We start from the raw sequence: 25,742 nt of genomic DNA, 5'->3' as shown, positions 1-25,742 counted from the left end.
CCACCCGGCCCGCGCCGGAAGGAACCACGAGAAAGCAGCCCCGCCCCATGTCCCAGGCTCCCCCACCGGGCCACCCCCACCACGCCGGCATACCGCTCGACGAGGGCACGCCGCCCCGGCCCGGCCCGCCCCACGACGCCGGGAACCCGTGGGCCGTCCCGCCGCCCGGCTGGCCGCCCGTACGGGCACCGCGCCGCGCCCCGGCCGCCGCCCCCGCCGGATCCCGCTACCACGAACAGGCCCGCAACGGCCGTCAGGGCGGCCTCCTGCGCCTGGCGGAGTTCTCCCTGGTCCTCGCGCTCCTCGTGGCATCGGGCGTGGTGCTCCTCGGCGTCGCCGCCACGGCCGCGTACGCACTGGGCCTGGAGTACACCGGATCGGACCCCGAGCGGCTCTTCGCCGATCCGCTCCTCGACCTGGCCGTCATGCTCGGCGCGCTGGCCCTCGGCACCCCGGCCGTGCTGCTGGCCGTACGCCTGTGCGGCGCGCGCCCGATGGGGACCCTGGCCTCCGTGACCGGCCGGCTGCGCTGGGGCTGGCTGGCCCGGTGCGCGGCCGTGGCCGCCCCGGTGCTGGTCCTCCAGACCGGCCTGCTCATCGTGTGGGGGCTCATCGAGGGCGGCGACGACGGCGACCTCGACCTGGACTTCCCCGGCTGGCCCGCCTTCCTCGCCGGCCTGGTCGTGCTGTGGGCCGTGGTCCCCTTCCAGGCGGCGGCCGAGGAGTTCGTCTTCCGGGGCTGGCTGGCGCAGTTCTTCGGCGGCTTCCTGCGCTCCCCGTGGCCGGGCATCGTCGTGGCCTCCCTCCTCTTCGCCCTGGCACACGGCTTCGGCCGGCTCTCCGGCTTCGCCCTGCTGTTCTACTCCGCGATGTGGTGGGGCTGGCTGGTGATCCGCACCGGCGGACTGGAGGCCGTGATCGCCGCGCACACCGTGAACAACCTGCTCGCCTTCGGCCTGTCCGCCGCGGCCGGCGAGCTGGCCGACCCCGGCACGGCGGCCGACGCGCCCTGGCAGGCCCTCGTGCTCGAACTCGTCCTGACTCCCGTGTACTGCCTGGTGATCGCCCGTCTCGCGGACCGGCACGGGATCGAGGCGCGCACGCCTGAGCCGGCCCTTCCTCACTCCGAGGTCTGAGGGGCCGCGGGCGCGGCCCGCAGGTGCTGCCACAGGAAGGTGTGCACGAGGGCGTAGTGGTGGGCGAACTGCGCGTGGTCGGTCGCGCCCGCGTGGCCGCCCGCGGTGTTCTCGTGGAAGAGCACCCGGTGGCCCAGCTCCCTCAGCCGGGCCGCCGCCTTGCGGGCGTGGCCGGGGTGCACCCGGTCGTCCCTGGTCGAGGTGGTGAGCAGCACCGGCGGGTACGGCAGCCCGCCGCGCAGGTTGTGGTACGGCGAGATGCGCTCGAGGTGGGGCCGGTCCTCCGGGTCGTCCGGGTCGCCGTACTCCGCGGTCCAGCTCGCGCCGGCCAGGAGCCGGTGGAAGCGCAGCATGTCCAGCAGCGGCACGCTCGCCACGACCGCGCCGAAGAGCTCCGGGTAGCGGGTAAGCATGGCGCCCATCAGCAGCCCGCCGTTGCTGCCGCCCTCGATGCCCAGCTGCGGGGCCGTGGTGATGCCCCGGGCGACGAGGTCGCGGGCCACGGCCGCGAAGTCCTCGAAGGACCGGTCGCGGCCCGCCTTGAGGGCGGTGCGGTGCCACTGCGGCCCGTACTCGCCGCCGCCGCGGATGTTGGCGACCGCGTACGTGCCGCCCCGGGCGAGCCAGGCCCTGCCGCAGACGGCGTCGTACGAGGGCGTCAGCGAGACCTCGAAGCCGCCGTAGCCGGTCAGCAGGGTGGGTCCCGCAGGCCCGTCCTCCGGGCCGATCACGAAGTACGGGACGCGGGTGCCGTCCGCCGAGACGGCGAAGTGCCGGCGCACGGACAGTCCGTCGGTGCCGAACCGCTCGGCGGCCCGGCCGACCACCTCGCTCGAGCCCCCGATCTCCCCCCGGTACAGGGTGGAGGGCTGCAGGTGCCCGGTGATGTCGAGGAAGTACTCGTCGCCCGTGTCGGGATCGGTGTCCGTGACGACGGCGTAGGCGAGGGGCGGTACGTCCGCCAGCGGCGCCCGGGTCCAGCCGCCCCGCCCCGGGGTGAGGACGTCGATGCGGGTGGCGACGTCCACGAGCGTCTCGATGATCAGGTGGTTGCGGGTCCACACCTGGCCGATGAGCGCGGTGCGTTCGTCCGGTGCGAAGAGGACGGCGGGCTCCCGCTCACCGGCGAGGAACGCCTCGAAGGGGAAGGCGAGCAGGGTGCCCGCCGGCTGTCCGAGCCAGGGCGAGCGGGGTGTGACGAGGAGCCATTCGCGGTGGACGGACGCGCGGGCGTCGTCCGGGACCTCGATCTTGACCGGTGGGAGGCCGGGGGGCAGCAGGAACATCTCGGAGTTCCAGAAGTCCCGGTTGCGGACCAGGAAGTCGCGCTCGTAGCCCTCCGTCGGGTCGTGCCAGGCGGTGACGGAGAGGTCTTCCGGCGCGACCTCGTGGACGAGTTCGGCATCGGTCACCGGGGTGCCGCGCCGCCAGATGCGGACGGTGCGCGGATACCCGGACGCGGTGAGCGAGCCGGGACCGGTGTCGGTGCCGAGGTACACGCGGTCGCGGTCGATCCACCCGATGGCCGTCTTGGCCTCGGGCAGCCGGAAGCCGTCCTCGGCGAAGGACTTGGTTTCGAGGTCGAACTCGCGCACCGTGACGGCGTCGGCGCCTTCGCGGGAGAGCAGCACCAGGGCGTGCCGGTACTCCGGGTACAGCACCCGGGTGCCAGCCCACGCCCATTCCACCCCCTCGGCCTCCGCCAGGGCGTCGAGGTCGATCAGCACCTCCCAGGAGGGCCGGTCCTTGCGGTACTCCTCGAGGGTGGTGCGGCGCCACAGCCCGCGCACGTGCTCCGCGTCCTGCCAGAAGTTGTACAGGTGGACGCCGCGCCGGGAGGTGTACGGGATCCGGTCCGCGGCGTCCAGCACCTCCCGCAGCTCTTCCGCGAGCCGCGCGAAGCCGGGGTCCGAGGTCAGCTCCCGGGCCGTCTCGGCGTTGCGCTCCCGTACCCAGCGGAGCGCGGCTTCGCTCTCCAGGTCTTCCAGCCACAGGTGGGGATCATCGTCGATCACTCCGTGATTGTGCCGACCCGGCCGGTTCCGTGCAGCCGGTTTGCGCCGACGTGCTCCGGATCTCCTGCGCCGCGCACCGCGGACGAGCGCAGCCAGGTCCGGTAGCGGCCCAGTGCCCGGCGGCGCCGGACGTCGTCGGCCACGAACGTGAACCGGGGAGCGGAGGCGGGGCGCACCGGCCGCTGCCCGTTCGCCAGCCGGCGCAACTGGCGGCGCACCAGGGCCAGTCGGCCCGCGGCGGCCAGGGACGTGTCCTTCCAGCCGAGGGGGGCGAGCCGTACCGGCGCCTCGCCGCCGGTGCGCCAGCGGGCGGGCAGGTCGGGGTTGAGCGCGAGCGCGGTCCCGATGCCGACCACGGCCACACCGCTGTCCCGGACGCGCTCGGCGACGCTGCGGCGGGTGATGCCGCCGGTCAGCATGACGGGCATGGCCGCCTTGCCGACGATCTCCCCCGTGAAGTCGAGGAAGTACGCCTCGCGGGCGAGGGTGCGTTCGTCGGCGGTGCGGCCGCCGCCCATGCTCGCGGGGCTCTCGACCGTGCCGCCGGACAGCTCCACCAGGTCGACGCCCAGCCCTTCCAGCAGGGACACGACGGCCAGCGCGTCGTCGGTGTCGAAGCCGCCGCGCCGGAAGTCCGAGGAGTTGAGCTTGACCCCCACGGCGAAACCGGGGGAGACCCGGTCGCGCACCGCCCTGACGGTCTCGGTCAGCATCCGCGCGCGGTTCTCCGGGCTGCCGCCCCAGCGGTCGGTGCGCCGGTTGGTGAGCGGGGAGAGGAACTGCGAGAGCAGGTACCCGTGCGCGGCGTGGACCTGCACCCCGTCGAAACCGGCCTCCTCGGCGCGTGCGGCCGTCCGGGCGAACCGTGCCACGGTCTCCTCGACGTCCGCCCCGGTCATGGCCGTCGGCCGGGCGAACAGCCTGCTGAACCTGCCGATGTCCACCGGGACCGCGGACGGGGCCCAGGCGACCCCGGGCATGTCGGCGAGCACCTGGCGGCCCGGGTGGTTGAGCTGCATCCAGACCTGTCCGCCGCCGGACTTCGCGGCCTCGGCCCAGCGCCGGTACGGCTCCAGCGGGGAGTCCGCGTCGAGCACGACGGTCGCGGGAGCGGTGAGCGACCGGGCGTCGACCATGACGTTGCCGGTGATCAGCAGCCCGGCGCCGCCGTCGGCCCACTGCCGGTACAGCCGTACGGTCCGCTCGTCGGGCACCTGGCCGGGGGCGGCGAGCGACTCCTCCATGGCGGCCTTGGCGAGCCGGTTCGGCAGGACGCTGCCGTTGGGCAGGGTGAGCGGGGCGAAGAGGGGGTCCATGGAGCTCTCCGGGGGAGCCGCGCCGGTCGGCCGGTGCGGGTGGCGGTGCGCGCGGCCGCTCGGGCGCGGCGGGATCCGGACGGCGCGGCGTGCGCCGCGCGTCACCGTAACGGCGGAGCCGAACCCTCGATCATGGCCTGATTCTCGCACCGTCCGTGGCCGATTCGACCACCACGTCCCGGAATGGGAACCTCCGCTACGCGGCCGTCCATTCGTGCGGCGCCTCGACCTCCCACACCACCCGCTCCGGGTCGTCGAGCACCGCCTCGGCGTCCGCCAGACCCGCCCGGCGCAGGAACTCGAGCAGGTCGCGGTCGCTGTACGCCATGCCGAGCAGCCGGTCGTTGCCCGCCTCGTCCCGGACGGAGACGCGCCGCCCGCCCTGCGCGGCCAGCCGGTGCACGTGGATCGACACGGAGTCCATGCCCCCAGGGTGCCTCCGGGCCGCGCAGCCCGCCTCCCGTGCGCCCGCCGGCCGTTCCGTGCGCCGCCGGGCCGCTATCCCGCCGGTACGACCGCCACCGGGCACCCGGCGTGCAGCAGGGCGGCGTTGGCCACCGAGCCCATCAGCAGGGAGTCCGCGCGCAGCCGGTGCCGGTGGCGGCCGACGACCAGCAGGCCGGCCGTCCGGGAGTGCGCCACCAGCTGGCCCGCCGCGTCGCCCGGTCCCACCGTGCTCTCCACCCGTACGTCCCCGTAGGCGCCCGACGCGAACGGCGCCAGCCGCTCCTGCTGGGCCCGCTCGACCTCCCGGATGACCGGTGCTGCGTCCGTCTCCGACGGTCCGGGCAGCGGCGCGGTCACCAGCGTCAGCGGCGAGACCGGGTCCAGGTACGCCGTCACCACCGACAGCGGCACGCCCAGCGCCGCGGCCTGGCGGAAGGCGAAGTCGACGACCGCGTCCGCGGTCTCCGTCGGGTTCAGGCCCAGGACGACGCGGTCGGACGCGGGGGACTGCGCGGCAGCCGCGGGCTGCGCCGTGCGCGCGTCGTGCGGCACGACCACCACCGGGCAGGGCGCCCGCGTCGCGCAGGCCCGGCTGGTCGAGCCGAGCAGCAGGCTCGCGAAGCCCCCGCGGCCCCGGGAGCCGAGGACGAGCATCCGGGCCTGCTCCGCCCGCGCCTCGAGGGCGGTGGGCACCTCTCCGGACAGGGATTCGTACCGCACGTCCGGCAGGCCCGCACGGGCCGCCAGGGACGCGCGTACGGACGCGATGACCGGGTCTTCGGGCTGCTCGGCCGGTTCGCCGACCACGGCCGAGCGCCGGGCCTGCCAGAACTGGGCGTGGTCGGGCAGGACGTGGGCGACGACCACCTCCGCACCGGCAGCACGGCCGGCCGTCAGGGCCCAGTCCAGGGCCTTGAGGCTGTGCGCGGAACCGTCCACGGCGACGACGACCGGACCCGTGGGTGACCCTTCGGCGATCATATGGCCAGGATTGCACCGGCCTCCGGCGCCCGCACGGGGGCAGGCCGTCTCTGGCAGGATGGGCCCATGGCCGAACCGGACGCGTCGTCGAAGCTGTGGAGCGGTCCCGACCGCTCGTTCCTGTCCCTCTGGTCGAAGGACTCGGTGCTGTCGATCGGTTCGGTGGGATCGGTGCTGTCGGTGGGCTCCGTCGGGTCCGTCCTGTCGGTGGCCTCGGTCGGCAGCGCCCTGTCGGCCGGCTCGATCGGCTCGTCCCTGTCGCTCGTCTCGGCGGGGTCCTGGCTGAGCACCGGTTCGCTGCTGTCCGCGCAGTCGCGCTGGTCGGTCCTCTCCTGGCGCTCCCGCGGCGGCTTCATGGCCGCCGGCGCGCTCACGGCGACGGCGGCCGCCACGGCCGCACTGCTGCTCAAGTCCCGCCGGTAGCGAGTCCCCGGCCGGGTCACAGCCCGGCGGGCACCCGGGCGTCGACGGTGTCGAGGGCCAGGCCCCACGGGTACACGTCCGGACGGGCCGCCTCCGGCGGGTGCGGCACGAAGCCCTCCTCCCCGTACAGGACCTGCACCCCGGCGGCCCGCAGCGTGGCGACGCTCCGGTCGAACTGCGGGTGCTGGACCAGTGCGGTGTTCACGCAGGGCATGGTGACCAGCGGGATGCCCATGCCGATCGCCTCGGCGGCCTTGGCGACCGTGAACCGGTCGGTCAGGCCCAGGGCGAAGGCGTTCACGGTGTGGAACGTCGCCGGGGCCAGCAGCATCGCGTCGGCCGCCGGCCACGGGTCCGTCTGCGCGGGGTGCCGGTGCTGCCAGCGCACGGGGTGCCCGGTGAGCGCGGCCAGTCCGTCGAGGCTCTCCGCGAGCCAGCCCGCGGCCGCCGGGGTCAGCCCGAGGCACACGTCCCAGCCGCGCGCCTGTGCGTCCTCGATGACCCGGGCCACGTCGAACACGGGCGGCGCGGCCGAGCAGAACAGGTACAGCGTCCGCGTGTTCCGCGCCGAACTTGTCGAACTTGTCGAGCTTGTCATGCGGTTTATCCGATCACACGCCCCGGCCGCGGGCGGCACCGGGTGGTCAGCTGCCCAGGACAGCCGCGATGCCCTGGGCCAGGTACGGGATCCGGTGGGCCGGGATGCCCGCGATGTTGATCCGCCCCGACGTCGTGCCGTAGACGGCGAACTGCTCGCGCAGCCGCTCCATCTGACGCGCACTCAGCGGCAGGGTCGAGAACATGCCCTTCTGGCGGGCCAGTACCGACGCCTGCCCCTCGTGGCCCAGCGCTTCCAGGTGGGCGGTCAGGTCCGCGCGGTTGGCGCTGATCCGGCCCCGCATCACGTCCAGCTCGGCCCGCCAGGCGGCCCGCAGTCCCGCGTCCTCCAGGATCGTCGCGACGATCGCCGCACCGTGCTCCGGCGGCATGGAGTACAGGGTCCGCGCGGCGTTCTGGAGCGCCGTCTCCACGTGCCGCAGCGCCTGCGGCGAGGAGCCGAGGACCATCGCGCAGCCGGTCCGGTCGCTGTAGAGGCCGAAGTTCTTCGAGCAGCTGACGGCGATCAGCATCTCGGGGACCCGCGCCGCCAGCATCCGCGTGGGGGCGAGGTCCGCCTCCAGGCCGTCGCCGAGCCCGTGGTAGGCCAGGTCGACCAGCGGCACCCAGCCGTTGCGGCCGGCCAGGGCGGCCAGCTCCGCCCATGCCCCGGCGGAGGGATCGGCGCCGGTGGGGTTGTGGCAGCAGCCCTGGAGCAGCACCACGTCGTCGCGTCCCGCCGCGGCCAGGTCGCGGAGCATGCCCGCCTCGTCGAAGCGGCCCTCGCCGTCGAGCCAGCCGTACGTGCGGACCGTCAGCCCGGCCGCCTCCATGATGGGCCGGTGGTTCACGTACGCCGGGTCGCTGATCCACACCGTGGTGCCCGGACGGGTGCGGCATATGAGGTCCGCCAGCAGCCGCAGCGCACCGGTCCCGGCGACGGTCTGCACCGCCGTGGCCCGGCCGGTCAGGTCGCCGCTGCCCAGCACGGTCGCCGTCATGGCGCTGTTGAAGGCGAGGTTGCCCGACAGCCCGCGGTACTCCTTGGACGCGGACCGCTCCGCCAGCCGGGTCTCGGCCTCCCGTACGGCGCCCATGACCGGGGTGGTCCCGGTGTGGTCGCGGTACACGCCGAGGACGAGGTTCAGCCGCTCGGGGCGCGGGTCGGCGCCGAACTCGGCGGCCAGGTCCCACAGCGGGTCGACGGGCGGGGGCGGGAGCAGCTCAAGCATCTGCGGACACCTTGGATCGGGACGGGCGGGGGCGCCGGTTCGCGAGGGCGACACCGGCGGTGATCAGGGGGACGCCGACGAGGACGGCGGTGGTCGGCGACTCGCCGAGCAGGGGGATCGCGAGCAGCACCACCAGCACCGGGCTGAGGCTGCCGACCACGGAGCTGCGCTCCGCGCCCAGCCGGCGGATGGCGAAGGCGTACAGCAGGCCTGCGCACAGGCCCACGCCGAGGCCCTGGACCACGAGGAAGAGCAGGATGTCGGAGCCCGCGGCCCGCGTGATGCCGGTGGGCAGCGCGCCGGTGAGGGCCAGCAGGGCGATCAGCGCGAACGACGGCAGGCACAGCAGTCCGATCGACCCGACCGGATCGAGCTCCACCTCGCGCAGCCCCACCGTGTACAGGGCCCACAGGCCGCTGGCGACGAGCAGCAGCCCGGATCCGGCCAGCACGTCACGGTCCAGCGGTACGGCGTAGCGCCACACGAGGGCGACCACACCGGCTGCGATCAGGGCCAGCCCGGCGGCCTGTGTGCCCCGGGGCAGGCCCTTGCCCGTCGCGGCCATCAGCAGCGAGACGAACAGCGGCACCATGCCCGGCACGAGCGAGCCGACGAAGGCCGCCGAGGTCAGGGACCCGCCCTGCATCGCCGCGAGGAAGAAGGGCACCCCCGCGCCGCAGGCGACCTTCAGCGCGGCGCCCGGCCGGACGGCGGCGATCAGCCGCCGGCGGCGCCACAGCGCGGGCGCCAGGACCACCAGCGGGACTCCGTAGCGCAGCAGCGCCGCGTCGGCGGGGAGCAGGGTGGAGGAGCTCAGGGCGCGGGCGCTCAGTGCGAAGGCGGCCCAGACGGTGACGGTCAGCGCGAGCGCCACCATGCCCACCGCCTGAGGGGACGGCCGGCGGCCCACCGGCCGGAGCGCGGGTGTCCCCGCGTCCCCGGTGTCGATCGTGCTCGACGTGCTCGACGTGCTCGACGTGCCCAACGTGTCCAGCGCAGCCAATTCCGTGGCCCTCCAGCCTGTGCCCCGAGCGAATGCGCTCACTGAGCAACGCTAGGCCTTCGGCCGGGGCAGGCGATTGCTAGTTCTGCCTCTCAGCTCTATGTTTGGGGCAGAATCTGCCAAGAATTGCTCAAGAGGTGACAGGAAACGGCAGAAATCGGCACACGCCGACGCTGCATCGAGAAGGGACGGCCATGGACGCTGTCGATCTGCACATCATCCGCGAGCTCCAGGCCGACGGCAGGCTGTCCAACCAGGACCTCGCCGACCGGGTCCAGCTCTCCCCGTCCCCCTGCCTGCGGCGGGTGCGCCGCCTGGAGGAGTCCGGCCTGATCCGCGGCTACACCGCGATGGTCGACCAGTCGGCCTTCGGGCTGCCGATCACGGTCTTCGTACGGGTCCGCCTCGAGCGCCACACGGGGGAGGCGGTGCGCCTCTTCGAGGAGCACGTCGGCCTCATCGAGCACATCCAGGACTGCTACCTGATGGCCGGCAGCAGCGACTACCTGATGAGGATCGTCATCGAGAGCCTGGAGGAGTACGAGATCCTGGTCCGCACCCGGATCCACGCCATCCCCGGCATCGCGTCCATCGAGTCGAGCTTCGCCTTCGGCAGCGTCAAGCAGACCCGTACCTACCCGCGCCCGGCCGTCCGGCGCGGCTGATCCCGGCCCCGGCGCCTTCCCGGCGCCGCACCCCGGGCGTTGTCAGTGGCGGGTCCTAGCGTTCTTCACATGACGCGATCCGTACAGGCATTCGCCTATTCCGGCCTGTCCGCTCTGGAGACCACCGGCACCGGGCAGCTGCTCGGCCTGGAGACCTCCTCCGGGCTGACCCCCTCCGGCACCGAGGCCCATCCGCGGTTCTTCTCCGGCTTCCTGAGCGCCCCTCAGGTGGCCGCCCGCGGACTGCTGGCAGTGGCGGACGTGGCGGCGGCCCGGTACTACCAGCGGACCCTGTGGTCCTCCCTCGACCCGGTCGTGACGGCCAACGGCGACCGCCTGCGCTTCGAGTCCTTCTCGGGATGCTGCGGCGTGTACGCCCGGCTCGACGTGCTGCCGGAAGGACTCCTGGGCGCCGACACCGGCCACGGCACCACCAACGTCGACGTCAACAACCCCCTGCGGGAAGCCCTTTCCCGGCTCACCGGCGACGAGCCGCTGCACCTGCGCGTCGGACCCGACGAGATGGCCGTGACCACCACCGACGGACCCGTCGTGGAGAAGAAGGTCCCCCTGCCGGACCGCTGGCTGCGGGGGTTCGCCGAATCACAGGTGATCTGCGCCGGCTTCGACCTGCGGGCCGAACTCACCGCTGCCGAGGCCGTCCGCTTCCTGCGCTCCCTGCCGAGCGCCCCCGCCGCCTCCGCCAGCGCGGCACGCGGCGGGATGTGGGTGGTGCCCGCCGGGCGGACCCTGCGGCCCACCACCAGGCCCGTCCCCGGTGCCATCTGCCTGCCCGGCCCGCACCGGCTCGCCGCCCTCCAGCGGGTGCTGCGCCACGCCACCGCACTGCGCGTCTACGGCCCCGTACCCGACGGCACGGCGCCCACCTCCGCGGCCTGGGAGGTCACCCTGCCCGGCATGCGGCTGACACTCACCCTGTCCCCGGAGCCCTCCCGCGGCTTCTCGGGCGAGGGCGGCGTCCTGGAGTCCCTCGCCACCGACGAGGCCGCCGCCGACGCCGACCTGATCTCGGTGCTGCTCGCCTGGGAGCCTCGGATCGACCCGGCCGAACTGGCCGAGCAGTCGGGACTGCCCGTCGCCCGCGTCCGCGCCGCCCTCGCCCGCCTCGGCACGGCGGGCCGGGTCGGCTACGACGTCGCGGACGCCGCGTACTTCCACCGCGAGCTGCCGTACGACGCCCGGCGCGCCGAGCGGCACAACCCGCGCCTGGTCGCCGCACGGGCCCTGGTCGCCGCAGGCGCGGTGACCACCCGGGCACCGGGCCGAGGGAGCGCGTCCTCCGCCTCCGATGCCGCCGTCTCGACCGTCGTCTCGGGCGAACGGCACTACCAGGTCCGCGAATCGGGCGGCGCGTACAGCTGCACCTGCCGCTGGTGGGCCGACTACCGCGGCCGCCGCGGCCCGTGCAAGCACGCCCTCGCCGTCCGCATCGCCCAGCGCGACCTCGAGACCGCGGGAGCCGCGCGATGAACACCCTCCTCAAGGCGGTCCGCGAAGGCCGCACCGACGAAGTGCCGGCCCTGCTCCGGGACCTCGGCACGGCAGAGCGCCGCGCCCTGCTCACCGAACTGACCGCCCTGCGCCGCGAGATCCGCGGCTGGGGCGGGGGCCGCTGGTCGGAGCGGGAGGCCGCCCGCCGCGCCCTGCTCCTCGCCGGTGCCGGATGCCACACCGGCGCCGCCGCCACCGCCGCCTGGCTGGGCTCCACGGAACTGCGCGGCTGGCGGCCGCTGTCGCCCTCCACCGTGCTCGGCCTGCTCGGCCACCACGACCCCGCCTGGCTCGGCGACGTGGCCCACCGCCTCGCCGGGCGCAGGTCCACCGCCGCCCAGGACCACCCCCTGATCACCGCACTGGTCGAGGCGGCCGGGTGCCCGCTGCCCACCACCGACGGGTTCGTCCACGGCTGGGCCCAGACCCTCCTCCAGGGCTCCGTCGACCACCCGGGCCCCCGCGCCCCCCTCGCCGCCGCCCTCCGCCAGGACCCGCACGTCCGCCAACTGGTCCCGCGCCTGTTCGAGACGCTCGAGCCGGTCGACTCCTTCGCCTGGTACGACGACCCGCAACAGCCCGACCACTGGCCCTCGGCGCTCGCCGCACTCGCCGAAGAGGGCATCGTGGAGCGCCGCGTGCTCGTCGACGGCTGCACCACCCGGCTGCTGCGCGGCGGCAGACCGGCCGGGCTCAAGTTCTTCCTCGTCCTCCTCCAGCGCCTCGCACCGACCCCGCAGGAGGAACTGGAGCGCACCACCGACTGGATCGCCATGACCGCGGACGGCCCCGGACCCGTGGCGGCGTACGCCCAGCAGGTCCTGGCCCGGCTCGCCGAAGCCGGCGATCTGACCCCGGGACAGCTCGCCGCCATGTCCGACGCGGTGCTCTTCCGCCCGGAGAAGAAGCTCGTCCGCGCGCAGCTGACCCTCCTGTCCAAGGCACTGCGCCGCGACCCCGGCACCGCCGCAGAACTGCTTCCGGCGCTCACCGGCGCCTTCGGGCACGAGGACACCGGTATCCAGGAGCGGGCCCTGAAGCTCGTCGCCGCACACCTCGCCGGACCGCGCCGCGGGCGCCGCAGCGCCCCTGACGAGACGGCACGCGCCGGACTGAGGGCGGAGCTCGCGGACTCCGCGGCCCTCCTCAGCCCGGTCCACCGCGCCCTGGCCGCAGAGGTCTTCGGAGCACACGCCGCCCTCCCCGAGGCGCTCCCCTACGAGGAAATGCTGCCCCCGGCACCCGAACCCCGCCGGCTGGACCCCGCACCGGACTCCGTCGCCGAAACCGTCGAACTCGTCGCGGCCGCGGTCAAGTCCCAGCAGGCGGAGGTCGCGGAGTTCGAGCGGGCGCTCGACGCCCTCGTACGCCACGCCCACACCGACCGGGCGGCGCTCGCCGAGGCCCTGCGCCCCGCCCTGGCCGACCGCTGGTGGCTCCAGCCGGGCAGCGAGCGGAGCACCTACCACATCTCCGGCCTCGAGCTGGTGGCCGCAGCGGTCCTGGACCGGGTGACCCCGGGCAGCCTGCGCGGCGACGCGGACCACGTCGGCCACGGCAGCACCGCCTGCGTCCACAGCACGCTCGAGGCCATCGTGTACGCCCGGATCAGGGAGGCGGCGCACGGCATCCGGTCCCAGCCGGTGCCGTTCCTCCTCGCGACCCCGGACCGGGAAACCGGATCCCTCGCACCGGAGCGGCTGATCGCCCGGCTGACCGCCTACCGGCAGGCGGGCGTGCGACCCGGGCCCGCCGACTTCGCCCAGGCGCTGCTCCGCGTGCGCCGCGACCGCTCCGCCGCCGGGGCGGCCGCCGCCGTCGGCAGCCCCGAGGGAGACCGGCTCGCCGCCTGGCTCGCGGCAGACGGCGATCCGGTCGCCCCGCTGCGCCGGGTGCACGAGCCCGCACCGGACATGTCCGCCCTGCACTGGTGGGACCGGGCCCGCGCCGCGGTGCGGCACGTGGTCCTGGAGACCCGCGAACGGCTCGTGATCCAGCAGGAGTTCCCGCGCGCCTTCCACCGGCTCGGGCGCCCGTACGCGTACACCGGCCGCTGCTACCACTGGTCGGCGCCCGACCCGGTCTCCCTGGCGGTGCTCCCGGAAGACCGCGAGACCCTCGCCACCTGGCTGCTGCCCGAGGTGACCGGCTGCGCCACCGCCGAGGAGCGGGGCGGCGCGGCCATGCTGCCCCGGCTGGCCGAGGCGGGCGGCCCGGCGGGTCCGGCCCTGCACCTGACCGTGGCCTGCGGCCTCGGCGCCCGCCACGCCGAGGACCGGCTCGCCGCGGTGGACGCCCTCCTGGTCCTCGCGGCGCGCGGGGAGCTGGACGCCGGCCGGCTGGGCGCCGACCTGGCCGAACTGCTCCGGCTCGGCACGGTCAAGCCCAACCGGCTCGCGGACTCGGCCCGTACCGCCGCCGCGACCGGCGCCTGCGCGACGACCTGGGCGGTGCTCGCCCCGGCGCTGCCCGCGCTCCTGGAGAGCGGCGGCGCGGCCCGCGGGACCGGGGACGTGCTCGCCGTCGCGGCCGAATGCGTCGAGGCCTGCGCCCCGGCGCTGTCCGGCACCGCCCTCGCCGAACCGGCCGGCCTTGCCGCGACCGCAGCGCGCGGCGGCTCGTCCCGGCTGGTCAGCCAGGCCGGCCGGCTCCTCGGCGCACTGCGCGCCGCCGGGCCGGACCCGGCGGGACCGCCTGCGGGAAGCTGAACAGCCCCTCGGGGTCGTAGGTGCGCTTGACCTGCTCCAGCCGGGGCAGGTTGGCGCCGTAGTAGGCCTCGCGCCACGTGGTCAGCTTGGGGTCGGCGTAATTCTGGTACGCCGACCCGCCCGCCCAGGGGCGCAGGTCGGTCCACAGCCCGTCGAGCCAGCCCTGGTGCCGGGCGACCTCGGCGGGGGCCGCGGACTCGGGCCAGTAGGCGAGGTACTGGGCCAGGAAGGCGCTGTCCCGGTGGACGAACGCCGTCTCCCCGGCCGGCACGCGGTTGACCGCGCCACCGCACACGCCGTCGAACTGCACGACGCCGTGGCCGCCGGGCGGCGCCTGCGCGGAGTACCGGGCGACCGCGGCGAGCACCGCGTCGACCGCCGGGCCGGGCAGCCCGCCCGCCGGCCAGAAGTCGGACCGGGCGGCATAGCCGTCCCGGCCCAGCCGCCCCGCCGGATCCCGTCCGGGCAGGTCGCCGGGGAGCCGGCACTCGGCGGGGGAGAGGCCGGAGCACCCGGACATCGCCCGCATCGTCTCGGCGTAGCCGCGCACCACGGTGAAGCTGTCGCGCGGCCGGGTCCCGGCCAGATCGGCCAGACGGCTCAGGCTCTGCTCCAGCTCGCGCATACCGTCCAGGCACAGCACCCGCACCGCCGGGGCGGGAGGCCCGTCCTCGATGCCGAACTCGACCTGGCTCCAGAACGGATCGGGCAGCCCGGCGGCCCAGCGCTGCCAGCCGCGCAGCAGCGCGCCCGCCTCCCGCCAGGGCCAGTGCAGTTCGGCGAACGCGCAGTCGGACACCGGCCGGGTGCGGAACCGGAACTCCGTCACCACGCCGAAGTTCCCGCCGCCCCCGCCCCGCAGCGCCCAGTACAGGTCCGGGTCCCGGTCGGGGCCCACCTCGCGGACCCGGCCGTCGGCGGTGACCACGCGCGCCCCGGTGAGCTGGTCGCTGGTGGTCCCGTAGGCCCGGCTGGTCACCCCCAGCCCTCCGCCGAGGGTCAGGCCCGCCACGCCCACGGAAGGACACAGGCCCGTCGGCACGGCCGCACCCCGCGCGGCGAGCTGCGCGTTGAGATCGCCGAGCCGCACGCCGGCTCCGACGTGCGCCGATTCCGGCCCGGCCGCCACCTGCCCCAGCGCGCCGAGGTCGAGCACCAGTCCCGTACCCGTGGACCAGCCCGCGTAGCTGTGCCCGCCGCCGCGGGGGACGACGGGGACGGCGTGGCGGCGGGCGAACTCCAGGCACAGGGCCACGTCCTGGGCGTGCGCGGGGTACACCACCGCGGCCGGGGCGATGCCGTCGTACCGGGGCTGGAACAGCTGCCGGGCCACCGCGTACGACGGGTCGGCCCGCCCGACCAGCCGACCGTCCAGCCCCGCGGCCAGCGCGGCGAGGCCGGCCTCCGGTGTGGAACGCCGACGGGTCGTGGAGGGGCGTGCGGCCCTGGCCGGGGCCGCCGCGCCGGCCGTGCTCGCGGCGAGCACGGCGGCCGCCGCGCCACCCATCAGCCGCCGTCGTCCGATGCTCATGCCCCACTCCTGCCACACGCCCGCCCGGCACCGCGGGCACCCGCCGCGAACGGGGCCGAGGGCACCGATTCCTTCACCCGGACGGCCCGCGGGGCAGGCCGGCGGACAACCCCCGCCCTGCCCCTCGATCCGGCGCCGGGCGCCCGCTAGAGGCGTGCGTCGAGGCGGTGCAGGAGCGAGCCGTCCCGGCCGAAGACGTCCATCAGGTAGCCCTTGTCCAGCGAGACGCCCTCGGAGCCCCGCACGTACCCGGCGACCGAGTCCTTGAGCTCCTCGAAGTGCCGGGCGTCGCTGTGCCCGGCCCGGGTCCACACCGTGAGCAGGGGCACGCCGCCGGGCCCGTCCGTGCGCTGGATCCCGTACACCTCGGCAAGCCCGCCGGACTTCCGGTAGCGGTCCGCCAGCCGGGCCGCCCCGGCGGGCGCGGCGGTGGTCGTGGCGGTGGGCCCCGCGACGGCGGGCCGGTCGGACGGGTCGCTCTCCTCCGAGGTGCAGCCGGACAGCAGCAGGGCGGGGACCACGGACAGGGGAAGGGTCCACCGGACGATTCGGTTCATCGGACCATTGTCATGGGCACGGATGCGGCCCAAGTGCCCGGCCCCGTCGGGCGGATGGTCCCGAGGACCGCCTCGGCGGCCGGGGTGGTGAGCCTGCGTACCGGGCCGAACACGCCGGGCGGCCGTCTGGTTGACTCGGTCCCATGCTGAGGATCGGGTCGTTCGTGATGGGTGTGTCCGACGTGCCGCGTGCAGCGGCCTTCTGGTGCGAGGCACTGGGGTACGTGCCCCGGGAGCAGCCGGTGCCGACACCGGCGTGGGTGGTGCTCGTGCCCGCCGCCGGAGACGGGCCCCAACTGGCGCTGGGCCGCAGCGAGACCCCGCTCCAGGAGCACCCCCGCGCCCACCTCGACCTGTACGCCGAGGACGCCGCCGCCCAGGCGGCGGAGGTCGAGCGGCTCGTCTCCCTCGGCGCGCAGCGGGTGGACTGGGACCTGTACCCGCAGGACCCGGACTTCGTGGTCCTGGCGGACCCGGACGGGAACCGCTTCTGCGTCATCGACACCAGCCACACCTGACCCGTTCCTGCCCCGTCCCCCGTCCCCCGTCCCCCGTCCGTCCCCGTCCCCGGGCCGCGGTGGACGCGGGCGCCGGGGTCAGTCCGTGAAGCTGCCGTGCCGCCCCGCGCCCGCCGCGAAGCGGCCGGCCCCGGACTGCGTCTCCCCGGCCGTGAGCGGCACCATGCCGTGCCGGTGCTCCGCGCGCAGCGCCTCCTGCTCGCCCAGCCCGTGCTGTCCGCGCACGGAGAGCCGGTCGTGCCGCATGCAGAGCTGGGGGAAGGCCGCGAGTTCGCGGGCCAGCCGCTCCGCCTCCTGCCGGGCCTCGCCGGGCGGCACGAGCCGGTTGACGAGCCCGATGGCGTACGCCTCGGCGGCCGGCACCGGGCGGCCGGTCAGGATCAGGTCCATCGCCCGGCTCTCCCCGATCAGGCGGGGCAGCCGTACGGTGCCCCCGTCGATCAGGGGCACGCCCCACCGGCGGCAGAACACACCGAAGACGGCGTCCTCCTCGGCCACCCGCAGATCGCACCACAGGGCCAGTTCGAGGCCGCCGGCCACCGCGTGCCCGGCCACGGCCGCGATCACGGGCTTGCCCAGCTGCATACGGGTCGGCCCCATGGGCCCGTCGCCCTCGGCGAGCACCCGGTTCCCCCGCTCCGTGCCCACCGCCTTGAGGTCGGCCCCCGCGCAGAACGTCCCGCCCTCGCCCCACAGCACCGCGACGGCCGCATCCGGGTCCGCGTCGAACTCCCTGAAGGCGTCGGCCAGTTCCGCGGCGGTCGGCCCGTCGACGGCGTTGCGCACCGCCGGCCGGGCGAGGATCACCGTGAAGACCGGCCCGTCGCGTTCGATCCGCACCGCATTCCCGCCGCCCACCGCAGTCTCCTCCCGGTCACCGAAGAACCCACCGGGCAACAGCATGACCCAGTCACGCCCGCACCGACACGGTCGGATGTCCGAATTGATGAGAATTGGGCGAGCTGCCCGCTGATGCATATTTGAGTGCTCTTATCCGGACTTATCGCGTTCCCATAACGGATCACGTGAAAATCACGCACCTGGCCGTCGTCCGTGACTTGGGTCACGCCCGGGGTCCGGCGCGTCGTTCCCGTCCCGGCCAAGTCTCCTTTCCTGGAAAGAAAGTTGGCCCGGGGTGCCTTGAATCTTTAATGATCCTTTTTCCGGTTTTCGGTCTTGGGAATTAGCTCACGCAATTCAGGGCTTGTTCTGTTCATCGCCTTTCCCTTAGCGTCACCGTCATTCCGGACGGAACGCCTAATCCTGCCGCCGCCCGGACACCGAATCCACCCACGCGCGACGCGGCAGGAGCGGGGGACCCAGGTAAGCCGCCGATCCGCGACCCGGACCGGCTCGGGGTGAAGCCGCGCGACGTGTACGACGTACACGCCGTGCGGCCGGGCAGCTCCGGCCCGAACCCGACAGCTCACCTCGCAGGCGCGGGAGAGGAATCCGTCATGCCCGCAAAGGGAAAGCACCGGCGCCCGAAGAACAACCCGCTCACCCGCGGCTTCGCGGCCGCAGGCACCGGAGGCGCCGCCCTGGCCCTCCCGCTGATCGCCGCCACCACCGCCCAGGCGGTCCCGGCCACGGCGCCCCACGCACTGCCGCAGGCCGTGCATTCCGTCGCCACCGCAAAGGCCGCGGTCATTGCAGCAGCGCCGGCTGCGGCTCCGGCCGCCGCGCAGAAGGGCCCCGTCACCTATTCGGTGATCGCTGGCGACACGCTTTCCCGCATCGCCGCGGTGCATGAACTGGGCGGCGGCTGGAAGAAGCTGTACCAGGACAACCGGACCGTCATCGGTGACGATCCGTCAATCATCCGCCCCGGCCTCAAGCTCACCATCGGCTCCAAGAACACGGCGAAGGCCAAGCCCGCCGCCGACCGCGCGGCCGCCCCCGCCCGCGCCGACCGCTCCGCGCGCCAGGCCGCGCCCAAGGCGGCGGTGGCCTACCCGAACAACCTCGACGGCTGGATCCGCGAATCGCTGGCCATCATGGCCGAGCGCGGCATCCCCGGCACGTACAACGGCATCCACCGCAACATCCTGCGCGAGTCCTCCGGCAACCCGCTCGCCATCAACAACTGGGACTCCAACGCCGCTGCGGGCACCCCGTCCAAGGGTCTCCTCCAGGTCATCGAGCCGACGTTCCGCGCCTACCACGTGCCCGGCACCTCCACCGACGCCTACGACCCGGTCGCGAACATCACCGCGGCCTGCAACTACGCCGCCGCCCGCTACGGTTCCATCGACAACGTCTTCGGCGCCTACTGATCCACGGCCGGCGATCCACGGCCGCTGCCGGGAATTCGCTGGCAGAACCGCACGTCACCGCTTCAGGATGGACCCCGACCCAACCGGCCGGGAGTGAGCGGACCATGCGCGTGCAGTACCCCCGTACGCCCCACCTGCCCTGGTCGCCGGGGGCCACGTCCGACGACGTGCGCACCGGCGACCTGGCGGGGCTGCGGGGCCTCGAGGTGGTCGTCACCGAGAAGCTCGACGGCGAGAACACCACCCTCTACCGCGACGGCCTGCACGCCCGCTCGCCGGATTCCGGGCACCATCCCTCCCGTACCTGGGTCAAGGCCCTCCAGGGGCGCATCGGCCCGGCCATCCCCGCGGGCCGGCGCGTGTGCGGGGAGAACCTCCACGCCCGGCACTCCCTCGCCTACCGGGACCTGGAGAGCTGGTTCTACGGCTTCTCCGTCTGGGACGGCGACCACTGCCTGGAGTGGGACGAGACCGTCCGCTTCCTGCGGCGGCTCGGCATCCCGGTGGCCCCGGTGCTGTGGCGCGGCGTCCTGGACCGGCGCGCCGAGCGGGCCCTGCGCGAACTGCGCCCCGACACCGCGCGGCAGGAGGGCTACGTCGTACGCAGCGTCGCCGGGTTCGACCGGTCGCAGTTCGCGTACCGGGTGGCCAAGTGGGTACGTCCGGGCCACGTCACCACCGGCACGCACTGGATGTACGCGAGCGTGGTCGAGAACGGCCTCGGCCCGGCCGCCGCCCTGTGGGCCGTGCGATCGGGCGCCGCCGCCGACCCGGCAGCGCTCCTCACGGCGACCGGCATGGACCCGGACGGCGACCCCCGCCCCGACCCCCGCCCGGACCTCAGCCAGGACCCCGGCCCGGACCCCCGCCGTGACGGAGCCGCCTGCCCCGACCCCGCCGAGGCGCTGGCCGAGGTGTCCGCGCTCCTCGACCTGCGCTCCCGCACCGGTGACGCCCGCCTCGCCGGCGTGCTCGCCGTCCTCCTGCACGGCCACCGCCGCACCCGCCTGACGCCCCGCCTCGCCCGCACCCTCGGCATGCCCCTCGCGCGGCGGGTCGCCGACCTGGTCGGACTCCACACCGCCCTGCACCGCCCCCACCCCGACGAGGACCGCCGCGCCGGCCTGGTCCGGCTGTCCTTCGCCGCCGACCTCGCCGTCCTGCACGCCGTAGCCGCCGCCGTGCTCGCGGGACGCGACGACCCGGACGCCGCGGAGGCCCGCGAGCAGACCGAGTGGTCCGCCCTGCACGCCGAGGACGCCGGACTGCTCGCCGTAAACCCCCTCGAAAGCGCTGAAAGAACTGAACGCGCCGCCAGCGCCGTGGGCGGCGACGGCGCGGGCGGCCTCCGCGCCGGCCTCCGCGAGGCCCTCGCGGGACTGTCGCCCGACGCGGCCGACCGGTGCTGGGCCGAGGCCCGCGACGGCTTCGCCCGCGGCCGCATCGCCACGGTCGACGAGGCCGTCGCGGCCACCTGGCGGATGCGCTCGGGCGACTTCCCCCGGCTCGTCCACCTGACCGGACCCTCCGGCAGCGGCAAGAGCACCTTCGCGCGGGGCCTGTCCGGCATCGACACCCGGGTGTCCCTCGACGACCTGCGCGAGGCCCGCGGCTCGCGCGCCGACCAGCGTGCCAACCGCGCCGTGCTCGCAGCCGGCCTCGACCGGCTCGACGCCGCCCTGGCCGCCGGCGGGACCGTCCTGTGGGACGCCACCTCGCTCGGCCCCCGGCAGCGCACCCTCGTCCACGCCGTGGCCCGCCGCCGCAACGCGCTGACCACCCACGCCGTCGTCCTGGCCGACGAGGAGGAGCTCGTACGGCGCAACGCCACGCGGGCCCACCCGGTGCCCGGGCCCGTACTCGCGGCGCAGCTCCGGCGCTTCGTCCCGCCGTACCCGGGCGAGGCGCACCGCACCTGGTACGTCGGCACGGGCGGCGGGGTCGAGGACACCGACGGAGTATTGAACGGGGAGCAGGACTGATGCGTACCAGCGAGGAGATCTACCACCGGGTGCGCTGGGACCCGCGCTTCGACCCGGCGCGGTTCGTCCTCGGCGTGCTCCAGCGCGGCGCCGCGCCCGCGCGGATCGCGCTGGAGTCCTTCGTACCAGGCGGCGAGATCCCCTGGCACCGCGTGCTGTTCGTCGAGGCCGACGGCGAACCGGTCTGGGACCGCGCCACCGGCCTCGACACCCTGGACACCAGCTCCGCGGGCCGGGCCCGCCGGCCGCGGCGGCTGCGCGCGCCGTTCTTCACCGCGCGCACGCCCTGCACCTGGCACCCGGTCGACGGCTGGCGGCCCGCGGACCCCGGCCCGTACGCCGCCGTGCCACCGGCGCCCGACGGCGTACCCGCGCGACTGCGGGTCCTGACCTGGAACACCCTGTGGGACCGCTACGACAGCGACCGCATCCACACTGCCCGTCGGCGCCCCCTGCTCCTCGCCGCCCTGGAGGCCGCCGACGCCGACGTCATCGCCCTCCAGGAGGTGGAGCAGGGCCTGCTCGACCTGATCCTGCGCGCCCCCTGGGTGCGGGCCCGCTACACGCTGGGCACCGACCCGCGCGGCACCGACGTGGCGACCCACGGCCTGCTGCTGCTCAGCAGGCTGCCCGTGCAGGAGGCCGCCGTACACGCGCTCGGCCCGCACAAGGCCGTCACCGCGATCACCGTCGACACCGGCGCCGGACCGCTCGTCATCGCCGCCACGCATCTGAGCAGCGACCACTCCGAGGACGGGCCGGGCCGCCGCCGGGCCGAACTCGCCCGCCTCGCCGAGGGCCTGGCCGGGCTCGCCCCGGCAGCCGGCGGGGTCGTCCTGGCCGGCGACTTCAACGACGGTACCGAAGGCCCCGGCGGACCGGCCGCCGCCCTCGGACTGCGCGACGCCTGGCCGGAGGTACACGGCACGGGCACCCCGGCCCCGACCTTCGACCCGTACGCCAATCCGCTGGCCGCCGTCTCCTCGCTCTCCGGCCGCGCCTCCCGCCTCGACCGGATCCTGCTGCGCGGCGAAGGCCTGCACACGGCGGCGGCCGCGCTGCTCGGCGCGGTCCCCGGCCCCGACGGGCTCTTCCCCTCCGACCACTACGGGGTGACGGCCGACCTGCGCACGGGCGGGGCCGCGGCCCCGGACCCGGAGCCGGCCGAATCGGCGGGCGGGGCAGCAGCCGCGCCGCCGGACACCCTCGACAGTGCGCCCGTCACCCGCACGGCCGTGGCCTGGATCCCGCCGGCGGATCTGTGGCCGCCGCTCCAGGACGTCCGTACGGCGCACGACCCGCAGATCCGCCGCTGGCCCCCGCACGTCAACCTGCTCTTCGGCTTCGTCCCGGAATCCGACTTCGAGCGGGCCGCGCCCCTGGTCGCCGCCGCCGCGGCAGCCTCGGAGCCCTTCACGGCCCGCCTCGACGGCGTGCACACCTTCGGGCACCGCGACGACGCCACCGTCTGGCTCGACCCGGCCGCCGCCGACGAGGCTCCCTGGGCCGCGCTGCACGGCCACCTCGCCCGCCGCTTCCCGCGCTGCCGGGGACGCGCGGAGGGATTCACCCCCCACCTGACGCTCGGACGCACCCGGGACCCCCAGCGCGTCGCCGCCGACACCGCCGCCCGGCTGACCGCCGTCGACGCACCCGTCGGCGAGATCGTGCTGCTCTCCCGCCGCGGTGACGAGCCCATGCGCCCCCGCGCCGCCGTGGCCCTGGGCACCGGCGCCGTGCGGTGGTTCGACGAACAGCCGGCCCCCGGCGGCCCGCCGACGGGGAAGCCGGTGGTGGACCGGGCCGCGCACGCCTCCGACGTCATCGGGCGGATCCGCGCCGCACTGCCCGAAGCCGTGGTCCACACCGCCGGCTCGCGGCGCATGGGCTGCGCGGCACCGGACGCCGATCTGGACCTGGTGGCGGCCCTGCCCGGCGCGGCCGGGCCGGAGCAGGTACGGACCCGGCTGTCGGCCGCGCTGCCGGGCCTGTCCCGGGTCCGCCAGGTCTCCGGGGCCCGCGGACCGGGCCTCCGGCTGGACACCGGCGACCTGCGCGTGGACCTCGCCCTCGTGGCCACCGGCACGCTCGACCCGCGCGGCGCCGTCGCGCGCCGGACGGAGCTGGGGGAGGCGGCCGCCCTCGCCCTGAGCGCGGTCAGCGACGCGGACGCGGTCCTGGCGGCCGTGCCGGAGGAACACCGGGCGGCCTTCGCGCGGCTGGCCCGCCGGGTGAAGCAGTGGGCGGCGGTGCGCGGCCTGGACGCGGCGCCCTTCGGCGGTCTTCCCGGGCTCGCCTGGGCGGTCCTCGCGGCGCTGACCGTACGCGAGGCCCCGGACGCCGCCGACGCCGAACTGGCCCGCCGCTTCTTCGCCACCTGGGCCGCCTGGGACTGGCGCGAGCCCGTCGGCCTCACCGTCACGCCGCACACCCGGGGAGCCGAACCGGCGGCGCTGACCGTACTGACCCCCAGCGCGCCGGTCCGCAGCTGCACGGGTCAGGTCGGCCCCGCAGGGCGCGACCTGCTCGTCCAGGAGCTCTACCGGGCCTGGGAGGTCCTCGACGCGGCGGCCGGCGGGGACGCCGACCCCTGGCCGGAGCTACTCGGTCCGCCCCCGCTGCACCGCAGGCACGCCGGCTGGGCGGTGGTGACCGTACGACCGGACCGCCGCAGGGAGTTCGAGGACTGCACCGGGCGGGTCCGGGGCCGGATGCGCGCCCTGCTCACCGCCCTGGAAGCCGCGGGCGTGACGGGTCTGCACGCCTGGCCGCGGCCCGCCGACTCCGGTCCGGGCTGGTGCCGGTACGCCGTCGGGCTCGGTCCGCACCCGCCCGCGCCCTCCCGGCTCACCGGCGTCCTCGACGCCTGGGCCGGGTCCCTGCCCGGCGTCACCGCCGGGCTCGCCGCGGGCGGCGGGGTCCCCACCCTGCGCTGACCGGTGGGGCGTTCGCCGCTCAGCCGTCGTGGCGGAGCGGCGTGAGCTGCTCCGGTGTTCCGGATCAGCCGCAGCGCCGGCTCGAGCTGCGGGTGGTCCGCGCGGACGGAGCGGGCGAGGTCGGGCGTCGCTCCACGGCGGTCACGTGTTCGGGCGCGGCCACCGGAAGTCGGCACAGAGCAGCCATCGCGTGGGCTCTCCTTTCGCGCCCCGACAAGCCTCACGGACGTCACGCCGTCGCGCGCGTCGCGCAGGGGGCGGATGGCCTGCGCCATTCCGGTGATACGTGGGCGTATCCGGGCGAGTCGACTGGCCAACGGGAATGGATTCCTCCATCGCGCCCCCCCGAGGGCGCTCACTGTGCGTGACACGGACCTTGGGAGAACCCCATGACATCGGACCCGGAGGCGGCCCTCGGACCGCAATCCGCACCGGCGCCGCACGGCGAGGACTCCGCCTGGCTGATGACCCGGTACGACGACGTCAAGCAGGGCGCGTCCGAGCCCCGGTTCAGCGGGGAGGAACTGGTGGGACGAACGGTCGCCGGCTCCTCGCCGCACGCCATTGCCCCGCTGAAGGCCTCGCTGAACCACGTCGAACCGCCCCGGCCCAACGTGATGCGCCGGGCAGGAAGGACCGGCGCGCCGATCCGCGGGCCCCGGACCCTGCCGGTGACGTGGTGAGCGGCCACCACGAGATACGGGTGGTCGTAGGCGACCCCGACCACATCGAACTGGCGGCGCTCACCGCCGCCATCCTCGTCATGGCCCGCCGCCGGCACACGCTCCACGAGCCGCATGCGGCCGGACCCCGGCGCCCGAGCTGGGTGCGCAGCCGCCCGGGTCCCGCCCACCCCGCACAGTCGTGGCAGGCCCGGACCCACCGCCTCTTCGACTGACCGGGCACCGCGGCCCCGTTCCGCCGGGTTCCGGCGGGTCGCGTCAGGGGCAGTTGGCGACCGCACTGCGGATCCGCTCGCCGACCGAGGCGTGCACCACCTTGCACTCGTCGACACCCGGACCGCCGTCCACTTGGCCCCAGCCGGGACCGATGGTCAGGGGCGCCGAGGCCTGCGCCCCGGCGAGGTCGGAGCGGCCGCGGATCCGGTCGTTGCCGGAGCCGCCCTGGATGACGCCCGACGACTCGACGCCCACGGACCTGGGCTCGATGACGTCGTCCTCGCTGCCGCCGATCACGCGCCCGCCGAGGTCGACGTTGCCGGTGCGGATGATGTCCGCGCCGTCGTTGCCGAAGACCTGGCCGCCGCCGCGCTGGTACTCGCCGGGGGCGCCGAGCACGCTGCCGGTGGTGATCGTGTCGTTGCCGTGGTCGCCGTGGACGTTCGCCCCGTTCCCGGCGGTGCCCGCGACGAGGGCCGTGATGATGGTGTCGTCGCCGAAGCCGCCGCGCACCACGGCACTTCCGTTGCGCGGGAAGAGGTTGTTCACCTGGATGGTGTCGTCGCCCTCGCCGCCGAGAACGGAGGAGTCGACCACGAGCCCCCTGACGCGGATGTTGTCCTTGCCGCCGCCGCCCCACAGGATGACGTGCTCGATGTCGCCCTCGCACAGGATCTGGTCCGGGCCCGACGTGCCGGTGACGTCGCGGCCGGGAGGGGCTTCGACGCCGTTGACGGTGCACCAGTGGGCGGGCAGGTCGGACGCGGCGTGCGCGGGCGCCCCGCCGAGCAGGCCCGCGGCGATGACGGACGTGGCCAGGAGGTGGGCTGCTGCGCGGAGGGGCGCAGGTGACATGGGGACTCCCGAACGGTTCGAGGCTGTGGCGGGCGGTTCCGGTGCCGGTCGGAGCGGTGGGGGGGGGGGGGGGGGGGGGGGGGGGGGGGGGGGGGGGGGGGGGGGGGGGGGGGGGGGGGGGGGGGGGGGGGGGGGGGGGGAGGGGGGGGGGGG

The 25,742-nt window shown here is 75.4% G+C and carries 22 protein-coding genes and 1 riboswitch; of the genes, 11 read left to right on the top strand and 11 right to left on the bottom strand.

Annotation, left to right across the window (positions count from 1 at the left end; translation table 11 throughout):
- Positions 1–47 precede the first annotated feature (47 nt).
- Positions 48–1,136, top strand: coding sequence for a lysostaphin resistance A-like protein (locus ACZ7H1_RS26445; protein WP_470790261.1), 1,089 nt, complete (start codon positions 48–50; stop codon positions 1,134–1,136).
- On the opposite strand, the gene ACZ7H1_RS26440 is transcribed toward ACZ7H1_RS26445, so the two are convergent.
- The 4 genes from ACZ7H1_RS26440 to ACZ7H1_RS26425 form a co-directional block, all read right to left on the bottom strand.
- On the bottom strand, positions 1,121–3,151 hold the full coding sequence (locus tag ACZ7H1_RS26440) for a prolyl oligopeptidase family serine peptidase (protein WP_470790260.1): 2,031 nt from the start codon (positions 3,149–3,151) through the stop codon (positions 1,121–1,123). The genes ACZ7H1_RS26445 and ACZ7H1_RS26440 overlap by 16 nt on opposite strands.
- The gene (locus tag ACZ7H1_RS26435) at positions 3,148–4,467 is read right to left on the bottom strand and encodes an NADH:flavin oxidoreductase/NADH oxidase family protein (protein ID WP_470790259.1); all 1,320 of its coding nucleotides are present in this window, start codon (positions 4,465–4,467) and stop codon (positions 3,148–3,150) included. The genes ACZ7H1_RS26440 and ACZ7H1_RS26435 overlap by 4 nt, the downstream gene beginning before the upstream one ends.
- A 196-nt stretch (positions 4,468–4,663) precedes the next feature.
- A complete protein-coding gene (locus ACZ7H1_RS26430; protein ID WP_470790258.1) occupies positions 4,664–4,891 on the bottom strand; it encodes a hypothetical protein in 228 nt (75 codons plus the stop codon).
- Between the two features lie 74 nt (positions 4,892–4,965).
- Entirely contained in the window at positions 4,966–5,895 is a 930-nt protein-coding gene (locus tag ACZ7H1_RS26425) for a universal stress protein (protein WP_470790257.1), read from the bottom strand.
- A gap of 66 nt (positions 5,896–5,961) precedes the next feature.
- On the opposite strand from ACZ7H1_RS26425, the gene ACZ7H1_RS26420 reads away from it, so the two are divergent.
- Positions 5,962–6,318, top strand: coding sequence for a hypothetical protein (locus ACZ7H1_RS26420; protein ID WP_470790256.1), 357 nt, complete (start codon positions 5,962–5,964; stop codon positions 6,316–6,318).
- A gap of 16 nt (positions 6,319–6,334) precedes the next feature.
- Here the strand turns inward: ACZ7H1_RS26420 and ACZ7H1_RS26415 are convergent, their stop codons facing one another.
- Genes ACZ7H1_RS26415 through ACZ7H1_RS26405 form a run of 3 tightly spaced genes read right to left on the bottom strand, consistent with a single transcriptional unit; the run spans position 6,335 to position 9,024 of the window.
- Entirely contained in the window at positions 6,335–6,916 is a 582-nt protein-coding gene (locus ACZ7H1_RS26415; protein ID WP_470790255.1) for a flavoprotein, read from the bottom strand.
- 46 nt (positions 6,917–6,962) lie between these two features.
- Positions 6,963–8,147, bottom strand: a complete 1,185-nt coding sequence (locus tag ACZ7H1_RS26410; RefSeq protein WP_470790254.1) for an amino acid aminotransferase — start codon at positions 8,145–8,147, stop codon at positions 6,963–6,965.
- Positions 8,140–9,024: a DMT family transporter gene (locus ACZ7H1_RS26405; protein WP_470790253.1), complete on the bottom strand. Its 885-nt coding sequence runs from the start codon at positions 9,022–9,024 to the stop codon at positions 8,140–8,142. Before ACZ7H1_RS26405 ends, ACZ7H1_RS26410 begins: the two co-directional genes overlap by 8 nt.
- Positions 9,025–9,344: 320 nt before the next feature.
- Here ACZ7H1_RS26405 and ACZ7H1_RS26400 point away from each other — a divergent pair, with 320 nt between their 5' ends.
- The 3 genes from ACZ7H1_RS26400 to ACZ7H1_RS26390 all read left to right on the top strand — a co-directional run bounded on the left by ACZ7H1_RS26400 (position 9,345) and on the right by ACZ7H1_RS26390 (position 14,035).
- On the top strand, positions 9,345–9,815 hold the full coding sequence (locus ACZ7H1_RS26400) for an Lrp/AsnC family transcriptional regulator (protein ID WP_470790252.1): 471 nt from the start codon (positions 9,345–9,347) through the stop codon (positions 9,813–9,815).
- 69 nt (positions 9,816–9,884) lie between these two features.
- Complete coding sequence (locus ACZ7H1_RS26395) at positions 9,885–11,306, top strand: SWIM zinc finger family protein (RefSeq protein WP_470790251.1); 1,422 nt, start codon at positions 9,885–9,887, stop codon at positions 11,304–11,306.
- Positions 11,303–14,035, top strand: a complete 2,733-nt coding sequence (locus ACZ7H1_RS26390) for a DUF7824 domain-containing protein (protein WP_470790250.1) — start codon at positions 11,303–11,305, stop codon at positions 14,033–14,035. The genes ACZ7H1_RS26395 and ACZ7H1_RS26390 overlap by 4 nt, the downstream gene beginning before the upstream one ends.
- Here the strand turns inward: ACZ7H1_RS26390 and ACZ7H1_RS26385 are convergent.
- Together ACZ7H1_RS26385 and ACZ7H1_RS26380 are read right to left on the bottom strand one after the other, a co-directional pair.
- Positions 13,959–15,566 carry an FAD-binding oxidoreductase gene (locus tag ACZ7H1_RS26385; protein WP_470790249.1) on the bottom strand — a complete coding sequence of 536 codons (1,608 nt, stop codon included), beginning with the start codon at positions 15,564–15,566 and terminating at the stop codon, positions 13,959–13,961. The genes ACZ7H1_RS26390 and ACZ7H1_RS26385 overlap by 77 nt on opposite strands.
- Before the next feature lie 146 nt (positions 15,567–15,712).
- Positions 15,713–16,123 (bottom strand): hypothetical protein, encoded by a 411-nt coding sequence (locus tag ACZ7H1_RS26380; protein WP_470790248.1) that lies wholly within the window; start codon positions 16,121–16,123, stop codon positions 15,713–15,715.
- 143 nt (positions 16,124–16,266) lie between these two features.
- Between ACZ7H1_RS26380 and ACZ7H1_RS26375 the strand changes: the two genes are divergently transcribed.
- Positions 16,267–16,641 carry a VOC family protein gene (locus tag ACZ7H1_RS26375; RefSeq protein ID WP_470790247.1) on the top strand — a complete coding sequence of 125 codons (375 nt, stop codon included), beginning with the start codon at positions 16,267–16,269 and terminating at the stop codon, positions 16,639–16,641.
- Positions 16,642–16,719: 78 nt separating this feature from the next.
- On the opposite strand, the gene ACZ7H1_RS26370 is transcribed toward ACZ7H1_RS26375, so the two are convergent.
- Complete coding sequence (locus tag ACZ7H1_RS26370; RefSeq protein WP_470790246.1) at positions 16,720–17,499, bottom strand: crotonase/enoyl-CoA hydratase family protein; 780 nt, start codon at positions 17,497–17,499, stop codon at positions 16,720–16,722.
- A gap of 425 nt (positions 17,500–17,924) precedes the next feature.
- A riboswitch (cyclic di-AMP (ydaO/yuaA leader) is annotated at positions 17,925–18,094 on the top strand.
- A gap of 4 nt (positions 18,095–18,098) precedes the next feature.
- Here ACZ7H1_RS26370 and ACZ7H1_RS26365 point away from each other — a divergent pair.
- From ACZ7H1_RS26365 to ACZ7H1_RS26345, 5 genes are all read left to right on the top strand, one after another.
- A complete protein-coding gene (locus ACZ7H1_RS26365) occupies positions 18,099–18,917 on the top strand; it encodes a LysM peptidoglycan-binding domain-containing protein (protein WP_470790245.1) in 819 nt (272 codons plus the stop codon).
- A gap of 104 nt (positions 18,918–19,021) precedes the next feature.
- On the top strand, positions 19,022–20,899 hold the full coding sequence (locus tag ACZ7H1_RS26360) for an RNA ligase family protein (RefSeq protein WP_470790244.1): 1,878 nt from the start codon (positions 19,022–19,024) through the stop codon (positions 20,897–20,899).
- Positions 20,899–23,835, top strand: coding sequence for a poly(A) polymerase (locus ACZ7H1_RS26355; RefSeq protein ID WP_470790243.1), 2,937 nt, complete (start codon positions 20,899–20,901; stop codon positions 23,833–23,835). Before ACZ7H1_RS26360 ends, ACZ7H1_RS26355 begins: the two co-directional genes overlap by 1 nt.
- A 389-nt stretch (positions 23,836–24,224) precedes the next feature.
- Complete coding sequence (locus ACZ7H1_RS26350; RefSeq protein ID WP_470790242.1) at positions 24,225–24,518, top strand: hypothetical protein; 294 nt, start codon at positions 24,225–24,227, stop codon at positions 24,516–24,518.
- Positions 24,515–24,733, top strand: a complete 219-nt coding sequence (locus ACZ7H1_RS26345; protein ID WP_470790241.1) for an acyl-CoA carboxylase epsilon subunit — start codon at positions 24,515–24,517, stop codon at positions 24,731–24,733. Before ACZ7H1_RS26350 ends, ACZ7H1_RS26345 begins: the two co-directional genes overlap by 4 nt.
- 43 nt (positions 24,734–24,776) lie before the next feature.
- Here ACZ7H1_RS26345 and ACZ7H1_RS26340 read toward each other — a convergent pair whose 3' ends face one another.
- Positions 24,777–25,589, bottom strand: a complete 813-nt coding sequence (locus ACZ7H1_RS26340) for a hypothetical protein (RefSeq protein WP_470790240.1) — start codon at positions 25,587–25,589, stop codon at positions 24,777–24,779.
- Positions 25,590–25,742: the final 153 nt, after the last annotated feature.

Source organism: Streptomyces sp. NPDC037401 (assembly GCF_055602345.1).
The sequence above is the reverse complement of the archived record's forward strand: the minus strand, read 5'-3'. Positions and strand labels throughout refer to the sequence as shown.

Excerpts from the sequence above, each read along its gene's own strand:
- ACZ7H1_RS26445 (WP_470790261.1), top strand. The coding sequence starts at position 48 with ATGTCCCAGGCTCCCCCACCGGGCCACCCCCACCACGCCGGCATACCG.
- ACZ7H1_RS26435 (WP_470790259.1), bottom strand. The coding sequence starts at position 4,467 with ATGGACCCCCTCTTCGCCCCGCTCACCCTGCCCAACGGCAGCGTCCTG.
- ACZ7H1_RS26430 (WP_470790258.1), bottom strand. The coding sequence starts at position 4,891 with ATGGACTCCGTGTCGATCCACGTGCACCGGCTGGCCGCGCAGGGCGGG.
- ACZ7H1_RS26425 (WP_470790257.1), bottom strand. The coding sequence starts at position 5,895 with ATGATCGCCGAAGGGTCACCCACGGGTCCGGTCGTCGTCGCCGTGGAC.
- ACZ7H1_RS26420 (WP_470790256.1), top strand. The coding sequence starts at position 5,962 with ATGGCCGAACCGGACGCGTCGTCGAAGCTGTGGAGCGGTCCCGACCGC.
- ACZ7H1_RS26415 (WP_470790255.1), bottom strand. The coding sequence starts at position 6,916 with ATGACAAGCTCGACAAGTTCGACAAGTTCGGCGCGGAACACGCGGACG.
- ACZ7H1_RS26410 (WP_470790254.1), bottom strand. The coding sequence starts at position 8,147 with ATGCTTGAGCTGCTCCCGCCCCCGCCCGTCGACCCGCTGTGGGACCTG.
- ACZ7H1_RS26405 (WP_470790253.1), bottom strand. The coding sequence starts at position 9,024 with ATGGTGGCGCTCGCGCTGACCGTCACCGTCTGGGCCGCCTTCGCACTG.
- ACZ7H1_RS26400 (WP_470790252.1), top strand. The coding sequence starts at position 9,345 with ATGGACGCTGTCGATCTGCACATCATCCGCGAGCTCCAGGCCGACGGC.
- ACZ7H1_RS26395 (WP_470790251.1), top strand. The coding sequence starts at position 9,885 with ATGACGCGATCCGTACAGGCATTCGCCTATTCCGGCCTGTCCGCTCTG.
- ACZ7H1_RS26390 (WP_470790250.1), top strand. The coding sequence starts at position 11,303 with ATGAACACCCTCCTCAAGGCGGTCCGCGAAGGCCGCACCGACGAAGTG.
- ACZ7H1_RS26385 (WP_470790249.1), bottom strand. The coding sequence starts at position 15,566 with ATGAGCATCGGACGACGGCGGCTGATGGGTGGCGCGGCGGCCGCCGTG.
- ACZ7H1_RS26380 (WP_470790248.1), bottom strand. The coding sequence starts at position 16,123 with ATGAACCGAATCGTCCGGTGGACCCTTCCCCTGTCCGTGGTCCCCGCC.
- ACZ7H1_RS26375 (WP_470790247.1), top strand. The coding sequence starts at position 16,267 with ATGCTGAGGATCGGGTCGTTCGTGATGGGTGTGTCCGACGTGCCGCGT.
- ACZ7H1_RS26365 (WP_470790245.1), top strand. The coding sequence starts at position 18,099 with ATGCCCGCAAAGGGAAAGCACCGGCGCCCGAAGAACAACCCGCTCACC.
- ACZ7H1_RS26360 (WP_470790244.1), top strand. The coding sequence starts at position 19,022 with ATGCGCGTGCAGTACCCCCGTACGCCCCACCTGCCCTGGTCGCCGGGG.
- ACZ7H1_RS26355 (WP_470790243.1), top strand. The coding sequence starts at position 20,899 with ATGCGTACCAGCGAGGAGATCTACCACCGGGTGCGCTGGGACCCGCGC.
- ACZ7H1_RS26350 (WP_470790242.1), top strand. The coding sequence starts at position 24,225 with ATGACATCGGACCCGGAGGCGGCCCTCGGACCGCAATCCGCACCGGCG.
- ACZ7H1_RS26340 (WP_470790240.1), bottom strand. The coding sequence starts at position 25,589 with ATGTCACCTGCGCCCCTCCGCGCAGCAGCCCACCTCCTGGCCACGTCC.